25 protein-coding genes are annotated in these 19,004 nt (G+C 65.5%); 24 read left to right on the top strand and 1 reads right to left on the bottom strand.

The window, feature by feature from the left end; genetic code table 11:
• The first annotated feature begins 161 nt into the window (after window positions 1–161).
• From DNK89_RS08885 to hisD, 12 genes are all read left to right on the top strand, one after another.
• On the top strand, window positions 162–980 hold the full coding sequence (locus DNK89_RS08885) for an ABC transporter ATP-binding protein (RefSeq protein ID WP_110959742.1): 819 nt from the start codon (window positions 162–164) through the stop codon (window positions 978–980).
• The gene (gene mlaE, locus DNK89_RS08880; protein WP_110959741.1) at window positions 977–1,759 is read left to right on the top strand and encodes a lipid asymmetry maintenance ABC transporter permease subunit MlaE; all 783 of its coding nucleotides are present in this window, start codon (window positions 977–979) and stop codon (window positions 1,757–1,759) included. Before DNK89_RS08885 ends, mlaE begins: the two co-directional genes overlap by 4 nt.
• Window positions 1,760–1,794: 35 nt before the next feature.
• Window positions 1,795–2,283: an outer membrane lipid asymmetry maintenance protein MlaD gene (gene mlaD / locus DNK89_RS08875; RefSeq protein ID WP_015012671.1), complete on the top strand. Its 489-nt coding sequence runs from the start codon at window positions 1,795–1,797 to the stop codon at window positions 2,281–2,283.
• On the top strand, window positions 2,283–3,077 hold the full coding sequence (locus DNK89_RS08870; RefSeq protein ID WP_370220887.1) for a VacJ family lipoprotein: 795 nt from the start codon (window positions 2,283–2,285) through the stop codon (window positions 3,075–3,077). The genes mlaD and DNK89_RS08870 overlap by 1 nt, the downstream gene beginning before the upstream one ends.
• Before the next feature lie 149 nt (window positions 3,078–3,226).
• Window positions 3,227–3,874 carry a phospholipid-binding protein MlaC gene (locus DNK89_RS08865; RefSeq protein WP_110959739.1) on the top strand — a complete coding sequence of 216 codons (648 nt, stop codon included), beginning with the start codon at window positions 3,227–3,229 and terminating at the stop codon, window positions 3,872–3,874.
• A 13-nt stretch (window positions 3,875–3,887) separates the two neighbouring features.
• Entirely contained in the window at window positions 3,888–4,160 is a 273-nt protein-coding gene (locus DNK89_RS08860) for an STAS domain-containing protein (RefSeq protein WP_110959738.1), read from the top strand.
• A 135-nt stretch (window positions 4,161–4,295) separates the two neighbouring features.
• A complete protein-coding gene (locus DNK89_RS08855) occupies window positions 4,296–5,234 on the top strand; it encodes an ABC transporter ATP-binding protein (RefSeq protein ID WP_110959737.1) in 939 nt (312 codons plus the stop codon).
• Complete coding sequence (locus DNK89_RS08850; RefSeq protein ID WP_056060224.1) at window positions 5,231–5,986, top strand: ABC transporter permease; 756 nt, start codon at window positions 5,231–5,233, stop codon at window positions 5,984–5,986. The genes DNK89_RS08855 and DNK89_RS08850 overlap by 4 nt, the downstream gene beginning before the upstream one ends.
• Window position 5,987: 1 nt before the next feature.
• A complete protein-coding gene (locus tag DNK89_RS08845; protein ID WP_060986008.1) occupies window positions 5,988–6,230 on the top strand; it encodes a BolA family protein in 243 nt (80 codons plus the stop codon).
• Window positions 6,231–6,325: 95 nt separating this feature from the next.
• On the top strand, window positions 6,326–7,600 hold the full coding sequence (murA, locus tag DNK89_RS08840; protein ID WP_110959736.1) for a UDP-N-acetylglucosamine 1-carboxyvinyltransferase: 1,275 nt from the start codon (window positions 6,326–6,328) through the stop codon (window positions 7,598–7,600).
• Window positions 7,601–7,611: 11 nt separating this feature from the next.
• Window positions 7,612–8,259, top strand: a complete 648-nt coding sequence (gene hisG / locus DNK89_RS08835) for an ATP phosphoribosyltransferase (protein WP_056641761.1) — start codon at window positions 7,612–7,614, stop codon at window positions 8,257–8,259.
• 22 nt (window positions 8,260–8,281) lie between these two features.
• Window positions 8,282–9,664, top strand: a complete 1,383-nt coding sequence (gene hisD / locus DNK89_RS08830; protein WP_110959735.1) for a histidinol dehydrogenase — start codon at window positions 8,282–8,284, stop codon at window positions 9,662–9,664.
• Here hisD and DNK89_RS08825 read toward each other — a convergent pair.
• Window positions 9,651–10,082 carry a DUF2917 domain-containing protein gene (locus DNK89_RS08825; protein WP_110959734.1) on the bottom strand — a complete coding sequence of 144 codons (432 nt, stop codon included), beginning with the start codon at window positions 10,080–10,082 and terminating at the stop codon, window positions 9,651–9,653. The genes hisD and DNK89_RS08825 overlap by 14 nt on opposite strands.
• Window positions 10,083–10,233: 151 nt before the next feature.
• On the opposite strand from DNK89_RS08825, the gene DNK89_RS08820 reads away from it, so the two are divergent.
• The 12 genes from DNK89_RS08820 (at window position 10,234) to DNK89_RS08765 (ending at window position 18,982) form a co-directional block, all read left to right on the top strand.
• On the top strand, window positions 10,234–11,688 hold the full coding sequence (locus DNK89_RS08820) for a PLP-dependent aminotransferase family protein (protein WP_110959733.1): 1,455 nt from the start codon (window positions 10,234–10,236) through the stop codon (window positions 11,686–11,688).
• A gap of 60 nt (window positions 11,689–11,748) precedes the next feature.
• A complete protein-coding gene (locus DNK89_RS08815; protein WP_015012682.1) occupies window positions 11,749–11,973 on the top strand; it encodes a hypothetical protein in 225 nt (74 codons plus the stop codon).
• Between the two features lie 14 nt (window positions 11,974–11,987).
• Complete coding sequence (locus DNK89_RS08810) at window positions 11,988–12,440, top strand: PIN domain-containing protein (RefSeq protein WP_056060234.1); 453 nt, start codon at window positions 11,988–11,990, stop codon at window positions 12,438–12,440.
• The gene (hisC, locus tag DNK89_RS08805; protein WP_110959732.1) at window positions 12,437–13,558 is read left to right on the top strand and encodes a histidinol-phosphate transaminase; all 1,122 of its coding nucleotides are present in this window, start codon (window positions 12,437–12,439) and stop codon (window positions 13,556–13,558) included. Before DNK89_RS08810 ends, hisC begins: the two co-directional genes overlap by 4 nt.
• A complete protein-coding gene (hisB, locus tag DNK89_RS08800; RefSeq protein ID WP_015012685.1) occupies window positions 13,555–14,193 on the top strand; it encodes an imidazoleglycerol-phosphate dehydratase HisB in 639 nt (212 codons plus the stop codon). The genes hisC and hisB overlap by 4 nt, the downstream gene beginning before the upstream one ends.
• A gap of 51 nt (window positions 14,194–14,244) precedes the next feature.
• The gene (gene hisH, locus DNK89_RS08795) at window positions 14,245–14,922 is read left to right on the top strand and encodes an imidazole glycerol phosphate synthase subunit HisH (protein WP_110959731.1); all 678 of its coding nucleotides are present in this window, start codon (window positions 14,245–14,247) and stop codon (window positions 14,920–14,922) included.
• A gap of 64 nt (window positions 14,923–14,986) precedes the next feature.
• A complete protein-coding gene (hisA, locus tag DNK89_RS08790) occupies window positions 14,987–15,727 on the top strand; it encodes a 1-(5-phosphoribosyl)-5-[(5-phosphoribosylamino)methylideneamino]imidazole-4-carboxamide isomerase (RefSeq protein ID WP_015012687.1) in 741 nt (246 codons plus the stop codon).
• A gap of 123 nt (window positions 15,728–15,850) precedes the next feature.
• Entirely contained in the window at window positions 15,851–16,651 is an 801-nt protein-coding gene (gene hisF / locus DNK89_RS08785) for an imidazole glycerol phosphate synthase subunit HisF (RefSeq protein ID WP_060984276.1), read from the top strand.
• A gap of 124 nt (window positions 16,652–16,775) precedes the next feature.
• On the top strand, window positions 16,776–17,174 hold the full coding sequence (gene hisI / locus DNK89_RS08780) for a phosphoribosyl-AMP cyclohydrolase (protein WP_110959730.1): 399 nt from the start codon (window positions 16,776–16,778) through the stop codon (window positions 17,172–17,174).
• Window positions 17,175–17,194: 20 nt separating this feature from the next.
• On the top strand, window positions 17,195–17,569 hold the full coding sequence (locus DNK89_RS08775) for a phosphoribosyl-ATP diphosphatase (protein ID WP_056062032.1): 375 nt from the start codon (window positions 17,195–17,197) through the stop codon (window positions 17,567–17,569).
• The gene (locus DNK89_RS08770; protein ID WP_056060250.1) at window positions 17,566–17,952 is read left to right on the top strand and encodes a hypothetical protein; all 387 of its coding nucleotides are present in this window, start codon (window positions 17,566–17,568) and stop codon (window positions 17,950–17,952) included. The genes DNK89_RS08775 and DNK89_RS08770 overlap by 4 nt, the downstream gene beginning before the upstream one ends.
• Window positions 17,945–18,982, top strand: a complete 1,038-nt coding sequence (locus tag DNK89_RS08765) for a patatin-like phospholipase family protein (protein WP_110959729.1) — start codon at window positions 17,945–17,947, stop codon at window positions 18,980–18,982. The genes DNK89_RS08770 and DNK89_RS08765 overlap by 8 nt, the downstream gene beginning before the upstream one ends.
• Window positions 18,983–19,004 lie beyond the last annotated feature (22 nt).

Here is a 19,004-nt window from a genome sequence, read left to right as displayed (position 1 = left end):
TCCGGGCTTGCCTCGGTCCCAAGGGGTGGGGCTCTGCCTGTTGTGCTTTTCTTTACAAACATACGTGAATGTATGTTTGTGTCTTCAGCTACCATCTGCGCTCCGTTTTTCGGGGGCGGGTGGTGTTTTGGCAGGCCCGAATTCCGATCACTCCTTCTTGCATGGCCGAGTCCTCCTTTCTTGCCGAGTTGCGCAACGTCACCTTTTCGTACGGTGACCGCGTGATCCTGCGCGACGTGACGCTGGCGGTTCCGCGCGGCAAGGTCACGGCGCTGATGGGGGCATCGGGTGGGGGCAAGACCACCGTGCTGCGCCTGATCGGGGGGCAGCACAAGGCCCAGAGCGGCCTGGTGCTGGTCAACGGCCAGGACGTCGGGCGCATGGACGTGCAGGCTTTGTATGCCGCGCGCCGGCGCATGGGCATGCTGTTCCAGTTCGGGGCGCTGTTTACAGACCTCAGCGTGTTCGAGAACGTGGCGTTTCCGCTGCGTGAGCACACCGATTTGTCCGAAGACCTGATTCGCGATGTCGTGCTGATGAAGCTGCACGCGGTGGGTCTGCGTGGAGCCCGTGACCTGATGCCCAGCCAGATCTCGGGCGGCATGGCGCGCCGTGTGGCGCTGGCCCGTGCGATCGTGCTGGACCCGGAGCTGGTCATGTACGACGAGCCCTTTGCGGGCCTGGACCCTATTTCACTGGGGACAGCGGCGCAGCTGATTCGCCAGCTCAACGACGCCATGGGGCTCACCAGCATCGTGGTCTCGCATGACCTGGAAGAGACCTTCCGCCTGGCGGACCACGTGATCATCCTGGGGGAAGGCGTGGTGGCAGCCCAAGGCACGCCCGAAGAGGTGCTTGCCAGCCGCGATCCGCTGGTGCACCAATTTGTGAATGCCCTGCCTGCAGGGCCTGTGCCGTTCCATTACCCCGGCCCGGCCGTAGCGGAAGATTTTGGACCAGTGGGAGGGCGTGCGCTGTGAGCTGGTACAAGCCCTCCGACGTTGGCTTTGCGGTGCGCCACAAGCTCGCCGATATCGGTATGGGCGCACGGCTGTTCGGGCGGCTGGTGCGGTTGCTGGGTGCCACGTTTCTGCGGCCCGCGCTGGTGCGCGACCAAGTGCATTTTCTGGGCAACTATTCGTTGGCCATCATCGCTGTGTCGGGCCTGTTCGTTGGGTTTGTGCTGGGCTTGCAGGGCTACTACACGCTGCAGCGCTACGGCTCGTCCGAGGCGCTGGGCCTGCTGGTGGCCTTGAGCTTGGTGCGCGAGCTGGGGCCTGTGGTCACGGCGCTGTTGTTTGCGGGACGCGCGGGCACATCGCTCACGGCCGAAATCGGCCTGATGCGCGCGGGTGAGCAGCTCAGCGCCATGGAGATGATGGCGGTGGACCCGGTGCAGCGCATCCTGGCGCCCCGCTTCTGGGCCGGTGTGATCACCATGCCTCTGCTGGCGGCGGTGTTCAGTGCGGTGGGCATCATCGGCGGCTGGATCGTCGGGGTACTCATGATCGGCATCGACCCCGGCGCGTTCTGGAGCCAGATGCAGGGCGGGGTGGATGTCTGGAAGGACCTGGGCAACGGCGTGCTCAAGAGTGTGGTCTTTGGCTTCACGGTAACTTTTGTGGCGCTGCTGCAGGGCTACGCCGCCAACCCCACCCCCGAAGGGGTGTCGCGCGCCACCACGCGCACCGTGGTCATGGCGTCTTTGGCGGTGCTGGCACTGGATTTCGTGCTCACTGCGCTGATGTTCAGTATCTGACGCTGGCGGTGCTGGCAGTTCTAGGAATCAAAGGTATGCAACGTTCCAAAAACGATCTGTGGGTAGGGCTCTTCGTGATGCTGGGCGCGGTGGCACTGGTGTTTCTGGCGCTGCAGTCAGCCAACTTGCTGAGCCTACAGTTCCATTCGGGCTACCGCATCACCGCCAAGTTCGACAACATTGGCGGCCTCAAGCCCCAGGCGGCAGTGCGCAGCGCCGGGGTGGTGGTGGGGCGCGTGGAGTCCATCACTTTTGACGACAAGACCTTCCAGGCGCGTGTCACGCTGGCCATGGAGGACCGCTACGCGTTTCCCAAGGACAGCTCCCTCAAGATCCTGACCAGCGGCCTGCTGGGTGAGCAGTACATCGGGATTGAGGCCGGTGCCGACGAAAAAAACCTGGCGGCGGGCGACACGATCACGTCCACCCAGTCGGCGGTAGTGCTTGAGAACCTCATCGGACAATTTCTTTACAGCAAAGCCGAAGACGGCGCAAAACCTGCAGGGACAGGTGGCAAAAAATGATGCATTCACTTCTTACATTCCGCGCCAGCATCGCTGGCGACAGGTGGTCCGTTTCCCGCCTGGCGACTAGCCTGGCGCTGCTGCTGGGGGCCGTGTTGCTCACCGGGTGCGCTACGGTGGCCAACCCTGACCCCCGCGACCCGCTGGAGTCGTACAACCGCAGCATGACCAACTTCAATGAACAGGTCGATGCCATGGTCCTCAAGCCCGTGGCGACGGCGTACAAGGAGGTCACGCCCGCGCCCGTGCGTACGGGGGTCAGCAACTTCTTTGCGAACCTGGGCGATGTCTGGTCGTTCGTGAACAACGTGCTGCAGCTGCGCGGCGAGGCCGCTGCGTCGAGCTTCATGCGGGTCAATGTGAACACCTTCATGGGTCTGGGGGGCTTGCTGGACATCGCCAGCGAGCTGGGCATTGACCGCTACAAGCAGGACTTCGGTCTGACCCTGGGGCGCTGGGGCGTGGGCACGGGCCCGTATCTGGTGCTGCCCATCCTGGGGCCGTCTACCGTGCGCGACACGTTCGCGCTGCCGGTGGACATGAAGGGCAATGTGGTGAGCTACGTGGACCCGGTCTCTGCCCGCAACTCGTTGTATGCCCTGCGCGTGGTGGACACGCGGGCCAACCTGCTGCGCGCCAGCTCGGTGCTCGACAGTGCCGCTCTGGACAAGTACAGCTTTACGCGTGACGTGTACCTGCAAGTGCGCAGCCATGCCGGTGAGGCACAGAATGCAGAAGGCAAGGACGACGGCGGCGCCAGCAACGGCGTGCTGCCGGAAGAGCCTCCCCGCTGATGGCCTGCCGCGCGGGGCACCATGCTCCGCCCTGGGCCTGGCCCTGTTGCACTTGCTTGCAACCCGCAACCGCTGCGACGTATGCCATTGGGCCAGCACCTCCACAATGATTTGACGGGCACAAGCCCGCACCGATGAAAGCCGAGAAGATGATGAACCGACGTTCCCTGGGCCGTGTTGCCCTTTGTATTGCAGCCAGTGCCGCGTTCAGCCTGCCACTGTCCGCTTTGGCGGCCGACGAGGCACCCGACGCGCTGATCAAGCGGCTGTCCGCCGATGTGCTCAATACGGTGAAGTCCGACAAGGCCATCCAGGCCGGAGACCTGAGCAAGGTGATTGCGTTGGTCGATAAAACGGTGATGCCCAACGTCAACTTCCGCCGCATGACGGCCGCCGCCGTCGGCCCCGGCTGGCGCCAGGCCACGCCCGAGCAGCAAAAACGGCTGCAGGAGGAGTTCAAGATCCTGCTTGTGCGCACCTATGCCGGTGCGTTGGCCCAGGTCAACGACCAGACCATCCAGGTCAAACCCTTGCGCGCAGCCGCCGAAGACAAGGACGTGCTGGTCCGTACCGAAATCGTGGGCCGGGGCGACCCCATCCAGCTCGACTACCGCCTCGAAAAGACTCCCGGCGATGGCGCAGGCTGGAAGATCTACAACCTGAATGTGCTCGGCGTCTGGCTGGTAGAAACCTACCGAGGCCAGTTCGCGCAGGAGATCAATGCCAAGGGCATTGAAGGCCTGATCGACACCCTGGCCGCCCGCAACAAGACCAATGCGGGCACTGCCAAGGGCTGACAGCCCCCTCGCCATGCTGGTGCTGCCTCCCGAACTCACCCACCGTCAGGCCACCGCCTGTCTGCACATGCTCAAGCAGGGCCTGCGGGTGCACCGCGACAGCACGGTGATGGTGGATGCCCATGCGCTGACGGTGTTCGATACCTCGGCCCTCGCCGTGCTGCTCGAATGCCGGCGCGAAGCTTTGTCCGAGGGCAAGCAGTTTGCCGTGCAAGGCATGCCCGCTGGTCTGGCGGGCATGGCTGGGTTGTATGGGGTGGATGCGCTGCTGGTCGCCGCACCTTGATACGAAATAACTTTCATGGTCCCGGGTGGCTTTGCCCACCCAAGCCATGAAACTGAGGGCCCCCAGCGCCCGCCAGGGGCCATTGAAGCGGCCGCCCCGCCTGCAGAGGGCTGAGGCCTTAAAATCGAAGGCTTCATGCCCGCAGTCTCCTTCCAAGCCATCTCCAAGACCTTTGCCACGCCCAAAGGTCCTTTTCAGGCACTGAACCAGGTCAACCTGGACATTGAGGAGGGCGAGTTCTTCGGGCTCCTCGGCCCCAACGGTGCCGGCAAAACCACCCTGATCAGCATCCTGGCCGGCTTGGCGCGTGCCACCAGCGGCCGCGTGCTGGTGCAGGGTAGCGACGTGCAGGCCCAGTACGCCGACGCCCGCCGCAAGCTGGGCATCGTGCCGCAAGAACTGGTGTTCGACCCCTTCTTCAACGTGCGCGAGGCGCTGCGCATCCAGTCGGGCTACTTTGGCGTGAAGAACAATGACGCCTGGATCGACGAGCTGCTCGAAAACCTGGGCCTGGCCGACAAGGCCAACGCCAATATGCGCCAGCTGTCGGGCGGCATGAAGCGCCGCGTGCTGGTGGCGCAAGCATTGGTGCACAAGCCGCCCATCATCGTGTTGGACGAACCCACAGCCGGTGTGGACGTGGAACTGCGCCAGACCCTGTGGCACTTCATCGCCCGCCTGAACAAGGAAGGGCACACCGTGCTGCTCACCACCCACTACCTGGAGGAAGCCGAGGCCTTGTGCGGCCGCATCGCCATGCTTAAGGCAGGGCAAGTGGTGGCGCTCAACCGCACCAGCGAGCTGCTCAAGGCCGCCTCGGGCAGCGTGCTGCAGTTCAAGACCGATACGGCCCTGCCGCCCGCGCTGGGTGCCGTGGCGCGGGTCACCGGTCGCATCGTCCAGTTGCCCGCCCACGACGCGGCCGAGATTGAAAACCACCTGGCTGCCTTGCGCATGGCCGGGGTCGAGGTGCAGGACATGGAGATTCGTCGGCCCGATCTGGAGGATGTGTTCCTGCAGGTGATGTCCGGCACGTCGGCTTCCAACATCCCGCTGGAGGGCGTTGCGCTATGACCGGCTGGCAGACTCTGTTCTACAAAGAGGTGTTGCGCTTCTGGAAGGTCAGCTTCCAGACCGTCGCGGCCCCCGTGCTCACCGCCGTGCTGTACCTGCTGATCTTTGGCCACGTGCTCGAAGACCATGTGAAGGTCTACGACCGCATCAGCTACACGGCCTTCCTGGTGCCGGGCCTCGTGATGATGAGCGTGTTGCAGAACGCGTTCGCCAACAGCTCGTCCAGCATCATCCAGAGCAAGATCATGGGCAGCCTGGTGTTTGTGCTGCTCACGCCGCTGTCGCACTGGGCTTGGTTCTGTGCGTACGTGGGCTCGTCCATCGTGCGCGGGCTGGTGGTGGGCCTGGGTGTGTTCATCGTCACGCTGGCGTTTGCGCGGCCCGAGTTTGCGGCGCCGCTGTGGATTCTGGCCTTTGCGCTGCTGGGCGCGGCGCTGCTGGCCACGCTGGGGTTGATCGCGGGGCTCTGGGCCGACAAGTTCGACCAGATGGCTGCGTTCCAGAACTTCATCATCGTGCCGATGACCTTCCTGTCGGGCGTGTTCTATTCGATCCAGTCGCTGCCTCCGTTCTGGCAGGCCGTGAGCCACCTCAACCCGTTCTTCTACATGATCGACGGCTTTCGCTACGGCTTCTTCGGCCAGAGCGACACCTCGCCCTGGCTCAGCCTGGGCATCGTGGGCATCGCCTGGCTGGCCGTGAGCGCGCTGGCCGTGCACCTCTTGCGCACGGGCTACAAAATTCGGAATTGACATGACCGCTGATCAACTCAAAGACCTCATCACCGCTGGCCTTGCCTGCGAACACATCACGCTCGAAGGCGACGGCCGCCACTGGTACGCGACCATTGTCTCGGCCGAGTTCGAGGGCAAGCGCGCCATCCAGCGCCACCAGCGCGTGTACGCCACGCTGGGCGCGAAGATGCACACCGACGAAGTGCACGCGCTGTCGATGAAGACCTTCACCCCGGCCGAATGGGCCGCCCAGGCGCAGTAGCGCCTGCACAGCCACTAGAACTCACTTTTTGATAGCTGCTAGCGCATATTCCACTAGCGCAAGCGGCACTTTTGACCCTATTTTGGTGATTTGAGATGGACAAACTCCTGATTCGCGGCGGACGCAGCTTGCAAGGCGAGGTGCTGGTCTCCGGCGCCAAGAACGCCGCCTTGCCGGAGTTGTGCGCCGCCCTGCTCACGGCCGAGCCCGTGACGCTGCTCAACGTGCCCCAGCTGCAAGACGTGAGCACCATGCTCAAGCTCATCCGCAACATGGGCGTGGCGGCGGAGCGGGCCGACGACGGCACCGTGCATATCAACGCCAGCGCGCTGAGCACGCCCGAAGCCCCGTACGAACTGGTCAAGACCATGCGCGCCTCTGTGCTGGCCCTGGGCCCGCTGCTGGCGCGCTTTGGCGAGGCCACGGTGTCGCTGCCCGGCGGATGCGCCATCGGTTCGCGCCCGGTGGACCAGCACATCAAGGGCCTGGCCGCCATGGGCGCCGAGATCGTGGTCGAACACGGCTACATGATCGCCAAGCTGCCCGCGGGCTGGAAGCGCCTGAAGGGTGCGCGCATCACCACCGACATGGTCACGGTGACAGGCACCGAGAACTTCCTCATGGCCGCCGCGCTGGCCGAGGGCGAGACGGTGCTGGAAAACGCCGCGCAAGAGCCCGAGATTTCGGACCTGGCCGAGATGCTGATCGCCATGGGCGCGAAGATCGAAGGCCACGGCACCAGCCGCATCCGCATCCAGGGCGTGGACCAACTGCACGGCTGCACCCACCGCGTGGTGGCAGACCGCATTGAAGCAGGCACCTTCTTGTGCGCCGTGGCCGCCACGGGCGGTGATGTGGTGCTGCGTCATGGCCGTGCCGACCACCTCGACGCCGTGATTGAAAAGCTGCGCGAGGCCGGTGCAACCGTGCAAGCCGTCGAGGGCGGCATCCGCGTGCAAAGCGCAGGCGGTGCCACGCTCAAGGCCCAGGGCTTTCGCACCACCGAATACCCCGGATTTCCCACCGACATGCAGGCCCAGTTCATGGCGCTCAACTGCATTGCCCAGGGCACGGCCACGGTGACCGAGACGATTTTTGAAAACCGTTTCATGCACGTCAACGAGCTGGTTCGCCTGGGCGCCAAAATCCAGGTGGATGGCAAGGTGGCTGTGATCGAGGGCGTGCCCCGCCTGTCCGGCGCCACCGTGATGGCCACCGACCTGCGTGCATCGGCCAGCCTCGTCATTGCCGGCCTGGTGGCCGACGGCGAAACCGTGGTGGACCGCATCTACCACCTGGACCGCGGCTACGACTGCATGGAAGCCAAACTGCGCGGCATTGGCGCCGACATCGAACGAGTAAAAGCATGAGCAGCAGCAACATGATCACCCTGGCGCTTTCGAAGGGCCGCATCTTTGACGAAACTCTGCCGCTGCTGGCCGCTGCAGGCATCGAGGTGCTCGAAGACCCCGAAAAATCGCGCAAGCTCATCCTGCCCACCAACCAGCCCAATGTGCGCGTGGTGCTGGTGCGCGCCACCGACGTTCCCACCTATGTGGAATACGGCGGCGCCGACATCGGCGTGACTGGCAAGGACACGCTCATCGAGCACGGCGGCCAGGGCCTGTACCAGCCGCTGGACCTGCGCATTGCCAAGTGCCGCGTGAGCGTGGCCGTACGCAACGACTTCGACTACGCACAGGCGGTCAAGCAGGGCTCGCGCCTCAAGGTCGCCACCAAGTACACCGGCATTGCGCGCGACTTCTTTGCCAGCAAGGGCGTGCACGTGGACATGGTCAAGCTCTACGGCAGCATGGAACTGGCGCCGCTCACGGGCCTGGCCGATGCGATCGTGGACCTGGTCTCCACCGGCAACACCCTCAAGGCCAACAACCTCATCGAAGTGGAGCGCATCATGGACATCAGCTCCTACCTGGTCGTGAACCAGGCCGCGCTCAAGCTCAAGCAGGCGCCACTGCGCCGCATCATCGATGCGTTTGCCTCAGCCATACCGGCCGAAAAGAACTGACCTCCACCCAACGACTAACACTATGACTTTGGTAGCTGCTCCCGCCCGTCTGTCCACCGCTGCGGCCACTTTTGAGGCTGATTTTGCAGCCCGCCTGCATTGGTCTGCCGACACCGACGCGGCCATCGAGCAGCGCGTGGCCGACATCCTGGCCGACGTGCAAAAGCGCGGCGACGCGGCGGTGCTGGAATACACCGCTCGCTTCGACGGCCTCTCTGCGCCCGACATGGCCGCGCTGGAGCTGACCCAGGCCGACTTCAAGGCCGCGTTCGACGCCATTCCACAGGCTCAGCGCGACGCCCTGCAGGCTGCAGCGAAGCGCGTGCGCAGCTATCACGAAGCGCAGAAGAAGGCCTTGGGCGAGAGCTGGAGCTACCGCGACGAAGATGGCACGCTGCTGGGCCAGAAGGTCACACCGCTGGACCGCGTGGGCATCTATGTGCCCGGCGGCAAGGCCGCCTACCCGTCCAGCCTGCTGATGAACGCCATCCCGGCCCATGTGGCGGGCGTGCAGGAAATCATCATGGTTGTGCCCACGCCCGTACGCGGCAGCGTGGCGACCGGTGGAACGGGCGAGGGCACCTCGACGAAGGGCGAGCGCAACGAGCTGGTGCTGGCAGCCGCCTACGTGGCCGGTGTGACCCGCGCCTTCACCATCGGCGGCGCCCAGGCCGTGGCCGCGCTGGCGTATGGAACTGAGACCGTGCCCAAGGTGGACAAGATCACCGGCCCCGGCAACGCCTATGTGGCCAGCGCCAAGAAGCGCGTGTTCGGCACCGTGGGCATCGACATGATCGCGGGCCCGAGCGAAATCCTGGTGCTGGCCGATGGCACCACGCCGCCCGATTGGGTGGCGATGGATCTCTTCAGCCAGGCCGAACATGACGAGCTGGCGCAGAGCATCCTGCTGTGTCCCGACGCCGCCTACCTCGACGCCGTGCAGCGCGAGATCGACCGCCTGCTGCCTACCATGCCGCGTGCCGAGATCATCGCCAAGAGCCTCACCGGCCGCGGCGCGCTGATCCTCACCAAGGACATGGAAGAAGCCTGCGCGATCAGCAACCGCATCGCACCGGAACACCTGGAAGTGAGCAGCACCGACCCACACCGCTGGGAGCCGCTGCTGCGCCACGCGGGCGCGATCTTCCTGGGGGCCTACACCTCCGAAAGCCTGGGCGACTACTGCGCAGGCCCCAACCACGTGCTGCCCACCAGCGGCACGGCGCGCTTCTCGTCGCCGCTGGGCGTGTACGACTTCCAGAAACGCAGCAGCCTCATCGAGGTGAGCGAGGCCGGTGCCCAGGTGCTGGGCACCATTGCTGCCGAGCTGGCCTACGGCGAGGGCCTGCAGGCCCACGCGCAGGCCGCTGAGATGCGGCTGACCACGCCCGTCAAGCCGCGCTGATCGCGCTCCGGGGCAGGGTGCCCTGCGTGGGGGCTGTTGTCCTGGGCTGAGGGGTTGCGGCCGGCGCGGAGGCTATAGAGGGCGCAGGCGGATAAGCGGCGCCTTCCACGGCCCGGTGCTGCGCCCAGCTCAGCCTTGCAGGCCGGTGGCCTTCGGCGCTGACGCGCAGCCGCACCGGTCCGGCGAAAGACAGGCGCTGCCCAGCCTCCAGAAAATAATCCTCCAGCAGACCATCACAGGTCACCCAGACGCGGCCCTGTTCGACTTCGAGCAGGGCGATGTCGCCCGCGCGGAAGTCCAGCACCTGGACGGCCTGTAGTGGCGGCAGAGGCTGGCGTTTCCATTGCAGGGTGAGGGGCACCGCAGGCTGAGTGGGCAGCGTGGGCGACGGTGGGGTGGGGGTGTGCAGCGTTTTCATGCCTTCACTGTGCGGCCAGCTGCCGTGGGCCACCAGCCACAGGCACGAGCGATCTGGCCCAGTACAGAACAGTGAACCAGCCCATCTGTACTGTACGCACTGGGTCGTTTCTGTACTGTCTGTTGGCCAAGGTACCAGTACAGAATGCAGCATGGCCACCGATGACGCACCCCCGCTGTACCTGCAACTCGCCGAGCAGCTCGCGCAGCTGATCCGCAACGGCACCATGGCGCGTGGCGAAAAGCTGCCCTCGGTGCGAGAGCTGGCGCGCCAGCACGGCGTGGCGCAGACCACGGTGGTGCAGGCCTACCACTGGCTCGAAGATGCGCGCCTGATCACCGCGCGCCCGCGCTCCGGCTTTTTTGTGGCGGCGCGGCCGGTAAGTCTGCCCGAGCCCAGCACGCCACGCCCCATGCGCCGGCCGCGTGAGGTGTCGGTGGACTGGCTGGGCCAGCGCATCCTGGGGCGCAAACAGCCGGTGGACATCATTTCGTACAGCAGCGGCACGCCCGGCCCCGAGCTGTTCAACCCCGACCGCGTGCGCCGCGCCGTGGTGCGTGCCGCGCAGCGCCACCGCAACCTGCTGTGCACCTACCCCGGTTCGTCGGGCCACGAGGATGCGCGCCGCGCCCTGGCGCGCTACGCCGTCAGCCTGGGCTGCAGTCTGGACCCTGAGAACATTGTGATCACCGGGGGCTGCATGGACAGCATTGCGCTGTGCCTGCGCGCGGTGACGCAGCCGGGCGACGTGGTGGCGCTGGAGTCGCCCACGCATTTTTCGTTTCTGGAGGTGCTGCAGGGCCTGCACCTCAAGGCGCTGGAGATTCCCACCCACCCACGCCACGGCCTGTCGCTCGATGCGCTGCAGTTGGCGCTGGACACCCAGCCGGTCAAGGCCGTGATGGTGGTGCCCACGCTCAGCAACCCGCTGGGCAGCTGCATGCCGCAGGCCGAGCGCAAGCGCCTGGTGCAGATGGCGGCGCGGCACGACATGGCGGTGATCGAGGACGCGATCTACAACGACTTGGTCGAGGTGGACGAGATGCGCCGCACCGTCAAGTCCTACGACACCACGGGCCATGTGATGCTGTGCGACTCGTTCTCCAAGACGCTGGCGCCGGGCCTGCGCCTGGGCTGGCTGGAGGCCGGCCGCTGGGCCGACAAGCTGCGCGCCATCAAGGACCTGCAGGCGGGCGGCCAGTCCGCCGTGCTGGAGCTGGCCCTGGCCGACCTCATCACCCAGGCGGGCCACGCTGCCGCCATGCGCCAGCTGCGCGCGGCCGTGGCGGCGCGCATGGACGAGGTGCGCCATGTGATTGCCGCGCACTTCCCGCAGGGTACCCGCGTGAGTGACCCGCCCGGCGGCCTGCTGCTGTGGCTGGAGCTGCCGCGCGCGCTCGATTCGGTGCAACTGCACGAGGCCTGCCTGGCCCGGCAGATCCTGATCGCACCCGGCACGGTGTTCAGCGCCAGCGGACGGTTTCGCAACTGCCTGCGCATCGGCGTGGGCGGCGACTGGTCGCCCGCCCACCTGGAGGCCTTGCGCACCGTGGGTGACATGGCGTGCCAGATGCTGCAGAGCGGGGCACCCCGCAAGGCAGCTTGATTGTGGTGTTTTAATCAACACGAAGTTCGTGTTGCACGAAGTTCGTGTAATATTTGACCCATGAAAAACATCACCGTGACCATGGACGACACCGTTGCCGAATGGGTGCGCGTGGAAGCCGCCAAGCGCGGCAGCAGCGTCTCGCGCCTGCTCGGTGAATGGCTGGCCGAAAAGATGCGCCAGGAAGACGCCTACGCCCAGGCCATGCGCGAGGCGCTGGGGTTTGAATCCTGGGGGGCGTCCAGCGGGCCCTATGTGCCACGCGAAACCCTGTTTCTGCGGTGAGCGGGCCTGAACGCATGGCCACCGTCCCCATCTTTGTCGATACCGAAATCCTGCTCGCCAGCGTGGACGACCGCGATGCCGAGCGCCAGGCGCGGGCGCGCGAATGGATCAGCTTTTGCTGGCAGACGCGCAGCGGCCGCATCAGCTCGCAGGTACTCAACGAGCTGTACAACCAGGCCATCCAGCGTTTTGACGGCCCCCACGTGCTGCAGCAGGTACGCGCCCAGGTGCGCCGCCTGCGCGTGTGGCTGCCGCCGCACCTGGACTCCTACACCGTGGACGGCGCCTGGGACCTGCAGGACCGCTACCGCCTGGGCTACTGGGACGCGCTCATCCTCTCGTCCGCCCACCAGCAGGGCTGCCGCTACCTGCTGACCGAGGCGCTGCCGCACGACCAGCCGATGGACGCCGTGCGACCCATCAACCCTTTTCTTGTCACCCCCAACGAACTGGACACCACCGAATGACTACTCCCGCGTCGTCCCCCCTCCAGGCCCTGGCCCGCATCCGCCCCGACGTGCGCGCCATGCACTCTTATGTTGTGCAGCCCTCCACCGGCATGCTCAAGATGGACGCGATGGAGAACCCCTTCCGCCTGCCCGCGCATTTGCAGGCCGCGCTGGGCCAGCGCCTGGGTTCGGTGGCACTCAACCGCTACCCCGGCGACCGCATTGCCGACCTGAAGGCGGCCCTGGCGCAGTACGCGGGCATGCCCGAGGGCTATGGCATCGTGTTGGGCAACGGGTCGGACGAACTCATCACCCTGCTGGCCCTGGCCTGCGCACAGCCGGGCACAGGTCAGCGCGCCACCATGCTGGCACCCATGCCCGGTTTTGTGATGTACCCGCTGTCGGCCCAGCTGCAGGGCCTGGACTTTGTCGGCGTGCCGCTCACGCCTGATTTTGAGCTGGACGAGCCTGCCATGCTGGCCGCCATCGAACAGCACCGCCCGGCCATCACCTACATCGCCTACCCCAACAACCCCACGGCCACGCTGTGGGACGAGGGCGCGGTGCAGCGCATCATCGACGCTGCGGGCGCGCAGGGCGGCATCGTGGTCATGGACGAGGCCTACCAGCCCTTTGCCAGCCGCACCTGGATCGACCGCATGCGCGCCGAGCCCGCGCGCAATGCACACGTGCTGCTGATGCGCACGCTCAGCAAGTTTGGCCTCGCAGGTGTGCGCCTGGGCTACCTCATCGGGCCCGCCGCATTGGTGAGCGAGATCGACAAGGTGCGCCCGCCCTACAACGTGAGCGTGCTCAACTGCGAAGCGGCCCTGTTTGCACTGGAACATGCCGAGGTTTTCGCTGCCCAGGCCGCTGAAATCCGTGCCGAGCGCACCACACTCATCGCCGCGCTGCGCCAGATGCCCGGGGTCGAAAAGTGCTGGGACAGCGAGGCCAACATGGTGCTCCTGCGTGTGGCGGATTCCGCCAAGGCCTACGAGGGCATGAAAAACCGCAAGGTGCTGGTCAAGAACGTTTCTACAATGCACCCATTGCTGGCCAACTGCCTGCGCCTGACGGTAGGAAATGCCGAAGACAACGCGCAGATGCTGGCCGCACTCCAAGCCTCCCTATGACTTCCTCCGCACTCGTACCCTCCGCCCCATCGGCCGACCCGATGGCCGACCGCATTGCCGAGGTCAGCCGCAACACCGCCGAGACTCGCATCAGCGTGCGCATCAACCTCGACGGCACCGGCCAGGCCAAGCTGCACACCGGCATCGGCTTCTTCGACCACATGCTCGACCAGATCGCCCGCCACGGGCTGATCGACCTCGACATCGACTGCGAAGGCGACCTGCACATCGACGGCCACCACACGGTGGAAGACGTGGGCATCACCCTGGGCCAGGCCTTCGCGCGTGCCGTGGGCGACAAGAAGGGCATTCGCCGCTACGGCCATGCCTACGTGCCGCTGGATGAAGCGCTGTCGCGCGTCGTGGTCGATTTTTCGGGCCGCCCTGGGCTGCACATGGACGTGAAGTTCACGGCCGGGAGCATCGGCCAGCTCGACACGCAACTGGTGTTCGAATTCTTCCAGGGCTTTGTGAACCACGCGGGCGTGACGCTGCACATCGACAACCTCAAGGGCGTCAACGCACACCACCAGTGCGAAACCATCTTCAAGGCGTTCGGGCGCACGCTGCGTGCGGCGCTGGAGCGCGATCCGCGCTCGGCCGGTGTCATCCCCTCCACCAAGGGCTCTCTGTGAATTTTTCAGCCAAATCGGGCGCAAGCGTTTGATTTGTATGCGCTAGCAGCTATGAATATGGAAGCAAAAACAGTGGCGGTCGTGGACTACGGCATGGGCAACCTGCGCTCCGTGTCGCAGGCCGTGCAGGCCGCCGCCGAGGGCACGGGCTGGACCGTGGTCGTCACCCAGCGCCCCGAAGACGTGCGCGCCGCCCAGCGCATCGTGCTGCCAGGGCAGGGCGCCATGCCCGACTGCATGCGCGAGCTGCGCGAGTCCGGCCTGCAGGAATCGGTGCTCGAAGCCGCTGCCAGCAAGCCGATGTTTGGCGTGTGCGTGGGCATGCAGATGCTGCTGGACCACAGCGCCGAGGGTGACACCCCTGGGCTGGGCCTGATCCCTGGCGACGTGCTCAAGTTCGACCTGGCAGGCCGCACCCAGCCCGACGGCAGCCGCTTCAAGGTGCCCCAGATGGGCTGGAACCAGGTGCGGCAGATGCCCCACGCCCACCACGGCGGCGGCGTGCACCCGGTGTGGGCGGGCGTGCCGGACAACAGTTATTTCTACTTCGTGCACAGTTTCTACGCTGTGCCGCAAAATCCCGCCCATTGCGCAGGGCAGGCCGACTACGGCGGTTTGTTTGCAGCCGCGGTTGCGCGCGATAATATTTTTGCCACCCAGTTTCACCCGGAGAAGAGCGCGGAGCACGGCCTGGCCCTGTACCGCAATTTTCTGCACTGGAATCCCTGATCCTTTAACCCCCACCCGTTCGGGCCGAGCTGCGTCTCGCCCTTTTCCCCCGAACTTCACCACCATGCTGCTCATCCCCGCCATCGACCTCAAAGACGGCCACTGCGTACGCCTCAAGCAAGGCGATATGGACCAATCCACCACCTTTGGTGAAGACCCCGCCGCCATGGCGCGCAAGTGGGTGGATGCCGGCGCACGCCGCCTGCACCTGGTGGACCTGAACGGTGCGTTTGCGGGCGTGCCCAAGAACTACAGCGCCATCAAGTCCATCCTGAAAGAGGTGGGCGATGACATCCCCGTGCAGCTGGGCGGCGGCATCCGCGACCTGGACACCATCGAAAAATACATCGACGGCGGCCTGCGCTACGTGATCATCGGCACGGCAGCCGTGAAGAACCCCGGCTTCCTCAAAGACGCCTGCAGCGCCTTCGGCGGCCACATCATCGTGGGGCTCGACGCCAAGGACGGCAAGGTGGCCACCGACGGCTGGAGCAAGCTCACCGGCCACGAGGTCGTGGACCTGGCCAAGAAGTTCGAGGACTGGGGCGTCGAATCCATCATCTACACCGACATCGGCCGCGACGGCATGCTCTCGGGCATCAACATCGACGCCACCGTCAAGCTGGCCCAGGCGCTGACCATCCCCGTGATCGCCTCGGGTGGCCTGTCCAACATGGCCGACATCGAGCAGCTGTGCGCGGTGGAAGACGAGGGCGTGGAAGGTGTTATCTGTGGCCGAGCCATCTACAGCGGCGACCTGGACTTCGCGGCAGCACAAGCGCGTGCCGACGAACTGAACGGCTGAAACCGATCACCCCCTGAGCGGCTTCGCCGCTTCCCCCAGGGGACGACGCCAGTGGCCTGGCGAAGCCAGTTCCACGGCGTCTGCTGGCCTCGGTAGCGTCAAATCAACGAATCGCTCACTGACATGCTCGCAAAACGAATCATTCCTTGTCTTGACGTCACCGGAGGCCGTGTGGTCAAGGGCGTCAATTTCGTCGAGCTGCGCGACGCAGGCGACCCGGTCGAAATTGCCGCGCGCTACAACGCGCAGGGCGCTGACGAGCTCACCTTCCTGGACATCACCGCCACCAGCGATGGCCGTGACCTCATCCTGCACATCATCGAGGCCGTGGCCAGCCAGGTGTTCATTCCGCTCACCGTGGGTGGTGGCGTGCGCACCGTGGACGACGTGCGCCGCCTGCTCAATGCCGGTGCCGACAAGACCAGCTTCAACTCGGCCGCCATTGCCAACCCCGACGTGATCAACGCCGTGTCGGCCAAGTACGGCGCGCAGTGCATCGTGGTGGCCATCGACGCCAAACGCCGCTCGGCCGAAGACGCGCAACGCCTGGGCGCCAACGGCCAGCCCGTGGGGGCGGGCTGGGACGTCTACAGCCACGGCGGCCGCAAGAACACGGGCCTGGACGCCATCGCCTGGGCGACGGAGATGGCGCAGCGCGGTGCGGGCGAGATCCTGCTGACCAGCATGGACCGCGACGGCACCAAGGCGGGCTTTGACCTGGAGCTGACCCGCGCCGTTAGCGACGCGGTCAGCGTGCCTGTGATCGCCTCGGGCGGTGTGGGCAACCTCGACCACCTAGCCGACGGCATCCAGACCGGCGGTGCCGACGCGGTGCTGGCCGCCAGCATCTTCCACTACGGCGAATACACCGTGGGCCAGGCCAAGCAGCGCATGGCCGAGCGGGGCATCCCCGTGCGGATGTGATTACTATTCACTCCTGATTTGATAGCTTCTGGCGCATGTAATACCTGCGCTTGCGGCCAAAAACACCTGAAAAGTGTGGATGCACGCCCTGGCGGGCACGGGCGCGCCATCCGGATCACCGACAATGGCTCCCATGAACTGGCTCAATGAAGTGAAATGGGATGCGCAGGGCCTGGTGCCCGTGATTGCGCAAGAGCAGGGCACGGGCGACGTGCTGATGTTTGCGTGGATGAACCGCGAGGCCCTGGCGAGGACCGCGGAACTGGGCCGCGCCGTGTACTTCAGCCGCTCGCGCAAGAAGCTGTGGTTCAAGGGCGAAGAGTCCGGCCACGTGCAGACCGTGCACGAAATCCGCCTGGACTGCGACAACGACGTGGTGCTGCTCAAGGTCACCCAGCAGGGCCACGAGCCCGGCATTGCCTGCCATACGGGCCGCCACAGCTGTTTTTTCAGCGTGCTCAAGGACGGTGTCTGGCATGCGGTCGATCCGGTCTTGAAAGACCCCGAATCCATCTACAAGTAATGGCAATGGACGACAAGACCATGAGTTCCCATGATTCCCTGGCGCGCCTGGCCGCCGTCATCGAAAGCCGCAAACCCGCCAACGGCGGCGACCCGGCCACCAGCTACGTGTCGCGCCTGCTGCACAAGGGGCCGGATTCCTTCCTGAAGAAGATCGGTGAAGAAGCCACCGAGGTGGTCATGGCCGCCAAGGACGTAGACCACGGTGCCGACAAGTCCAAGATCGTCTACGAAGTGGCCGACCTGTGGTTCCACACCATGGTGGCGCTAGCCCACTACGGCCTCACGCCCGCCGACGTGGTTGCCGAGCTGGAGCGCCGCGAAGGCACCAGCGGCATCGAGGAAAAGGCCCTGCGCAAGGTGGCGGAACGCGCTGCCGAAGAAGGCACACCGTGAGCGACATCATCGACGTGCAGACCAACGACCAGAAGGCCGAAGACCTCAAGGCCATCGGCTGGGTCAGCTACGTGCTGCACCTGATCGTGGCGCTGGGGGCGGTCATCCCGGGCGCGCAGCCCGGCGCTGCGCTGCTGATCGTGGCGCTGGTGATCGACCTGGTGAAAAAAGGCGATGCCGAAGGCACCTGGCAGGCCAACCATTTCTCATGGCGCATCCGCACCGTGATCTGGGCCGGCGTGCTCTACATCGTCACGGCGCCGCTGTGGCTGCTGTTCTTCCTGCCCGGCTGGATCGCCTGGGGCCTGATCTCCATCTGGTTCCTGTACCGCATCGTGCGCGGCATGGTCGCCATGAACAAGAGCCAGGCCGTGGATGCATGAGGCCGCTCGTCCCCGCCCGCGTCTGAACCTGGCGCTGCAGGGCGGCGGCTCGCACGGCGCGCTCACCTGGGGCGTGCTGGATGCGTTGCTGGAGGACGGCCAGTGGCAGTTTGATGGTGTCAGTGGCACCAGCGCAGGCGCCATGAACGCGGTGGCCCTGGCGCACGGATTTGCGCAGGCCGCGCAGCAGCACAAGGACCCCGAAGACGCCCACCTCGCAGGCTGCGCCCTGGCCCGCGAATCGCTCACCCGCCTGTGGGAAGGGGTTGGGGCGCTGGGCAGCCTGACGTGGGGAACGCCGTTGTCCGCTGCCAACCCGCTGGTGGGCATGATGTCGCAGTGGTTCTCGCCTTACCAGACCAATCCGCTGGGCATCAACCCCCTGCGCAAGCTGCTGGAGCGCGAGGTGGATTTCAGCCTGCTGTGCTCCTCCCGCACCGGCGTGGTGGGCCCCAAGGTGTTTGTGTGTGCGACCAATGTACGCACCGGCCGGGGCGAGATTTTCTTTGGGCCCCGGCTCAGTGCCGACGCAGTGATGGCATCGGCCTGTCTGCCCATGCTGTTCAAGGCGGTCGAGATCGAGGGCGAGGCCTACTGGGACGGCGGCTATTCCGGCAACCCCGCGCTGCATCCGCTGATCTACCAGACCGACACCTCGGACATCCTGCTCGTGCAGATCAACCCCGTCGAGCACCTGGACGTGCCCAACAGCGCCTCCGAGATCATGGAGCGCATGAACGAAGTCACCTTCAACGCCAGCCTGCTGGCCGAGCTGCGCGCCATCGAGTTTGTGCGCCGGCTGCTCGCCGAGGGCAAGCTCGATGCCCGCCGATACAAAAGCGTGCGCATGCACCGCATCGATGGCGGCTCGGTGCTGGCGCCCTTTGGGGCCGACAGCAAGCTGCGTGCGGACCTGGCCTTTGTGCGCAAGCTGTTTGCGCTGGGCCGCACAGCGGGGCAGGAGTGGCTGCACGCACACCGCAAGGATGTGGGCGTGCGCCCCAGCATCAAGATCGCTGACAATGCCTAGCCCATACGCTAGGTGCTGTCAG

The organism is Acidovorax sp. ST3, from assembly GCF_003231145.1.
Taxonomy (GTDB): domain Bacteria; phylum Pseudomonadota; class Gammaproteobacteria; order Burkholderiales; family Burkholderiaceae_C; genus Acidovorax.
Note: the sequence above shows the minus strand (reverse complement) of the source record. Positions and strands in the feature narration are given on the sequence as shown.

Bases quoted from the DNA above. Each gene is read 5' to 3' on its own strand.
- DNK89_RS08885 (WP_110959742.1), top strand. From the start codon at position 162: ATGGCCGAGTCCTCCTTTCTTGCCGAGTTGCGCAACGTCACCTTTTCG.
- mlaD (WP_015012671.1), top strand. From the start codon at position 1,795: ATGCAACGTTCCAAAAACGATCTGTGGGTAGGGCTCTTCGTGATGCTG.
- DNK89_RS08870 (WP_370220887.1), top strand. From the start codon at position 2,283: ATGCATTCACTTCTTACATTCCGCGCCAGCATCGCTGGCGACAGGTGG.
- DNK89_RS08865 (WP_110959739.1), top strand. From the start codon at position 3,227: ATGATGAACCGACGTTCCCTGGGCCGTGTTGCCCTTTGTATTGCAGCC.
- DNK89_RS08860 (WP_110959738.1), top strand. From the start codon at position 3,888: ATGCTGGTGCTGCCTCCCGAACTCACCCACCGTCAGGCCACCGCCTGT.
- DNK89_RS08855 (WP_110959737.1), top strand. From the start codon at position 4,296: ATGCCCGCAGTCTCCTTCCAAGCCATCTCCAAGACCTTTGCCACGCCC.
- DNK89_RS08850 (WP_056060224.1), top strand. From the start codon at position 5,231: ATGACCGGCTGGCAGACTCTGTTCTACAAAGAGGTGTTGCGCTTCTGG.
- DNK89_RS08845 (WP_060986008.1), top strand. From the start codon at position 5,988: ATGACCGCTGATCAACTCAAAGACCTCATCACCGCTGGCCTTGCCTGC.
- murA (WP_110959736.1), top strand. From the start codon at position 6,326: ATGGACAAACTCCTGATTCGCGGCGGACGCAGCTTGCAAGGCGAGGTG.
- hisG (WP_056641761.1), top strand. From the start codon at position 7,612: ATGATCACCCTGGCGCTTTCGAAGGGCCGCATCTTTGACGAAACTCTG.
- hisD (WP_110959735.1), top strand. From the start codon at position 8,282: ATGACTTTGGTAGCTGCTCCCGCCCGTCTGTCCACCGCTGCGGCCACT.
- DNK89_RS08825 (WP_110959734.1), bottom strand. From the start codon at position 10,082: ATGAAAACGCTGCACACCCCCACCCCACCGTCGCCCACGCTGCCCACT.
- DNK89_RS08820 (WP_110959733.1), top strand. From the start codon at position 10,234: ATGGCCACCGATGACGCACCCCCGCTGTACCTGCAACTCGCCGAGCAG.
- DNK89_RS08815 (WP_015012682.1), top strand. From the start codon at position 11,749: ATGAAAAACATCACCGTGACCATGGACGACACCGTTGCCGAATGGGTG.
- DNK89_RS08810 (WP_056060234.1), top strand. From the start codon at position 11,988: ATGGCCACCGTCCCCATCTTTGTCGATACCGAAATCCTGCTCGCCAGC.
- hisC (WP_110959732.1), top strand. From the start codon at position 12,437: ATGACTACTCCCGCGTCGTCCCCCCTCCAGGCCCTGGCCCGCATCCGC.
- hisB (WP_015012685.1), top strand. From the start codon at position 13,555: ATGACTTCCTCCGCACTCGTACCCTCCGCCCCATCGGCCGACCCGATG.
- hisH (WP_110959731.1), top strand. From the start codon at position 14,245: ATGAATATGGAAGCAAAAACAGTGGCGGTCGTGGACTACGGCATGGGC.
- hisA (WP_015012687.1), top strand. From the start codon at position 14,987: ATGCTGCTCATCCCCGCCATCGACCTCAAAGACGGCCACTGCGTACGC.
- hisF (WP_060984276.1), top strand. From the start codon at position 15,851: ATGCTCGCAAAACGAATCATTCCTTGTCTTGACGTCACCGGAGGCCGT.
- hisI (WP_110959730.1), top strand. From the start codon at position 16,776: ATGGCTCCCATGAACTGGCTCAATGAAGTGAAATGGGATGCGCAGGGC.
- DNK89_RS08775 (WP_056062032.1), top strand. From the start codon at position 17,195: ATGAGTTCCCATGATTCCCTGGCGCGCCTGGCCGCCGTCATCGAAAGC.
- DNK89_RS08765 (WP_110959729.1), top strand. From the start codon at position 17,945: ATGCATGAGGCCGCTCGTCCCCGCCCGCGTCTGAACCTGGCGCTGCAG.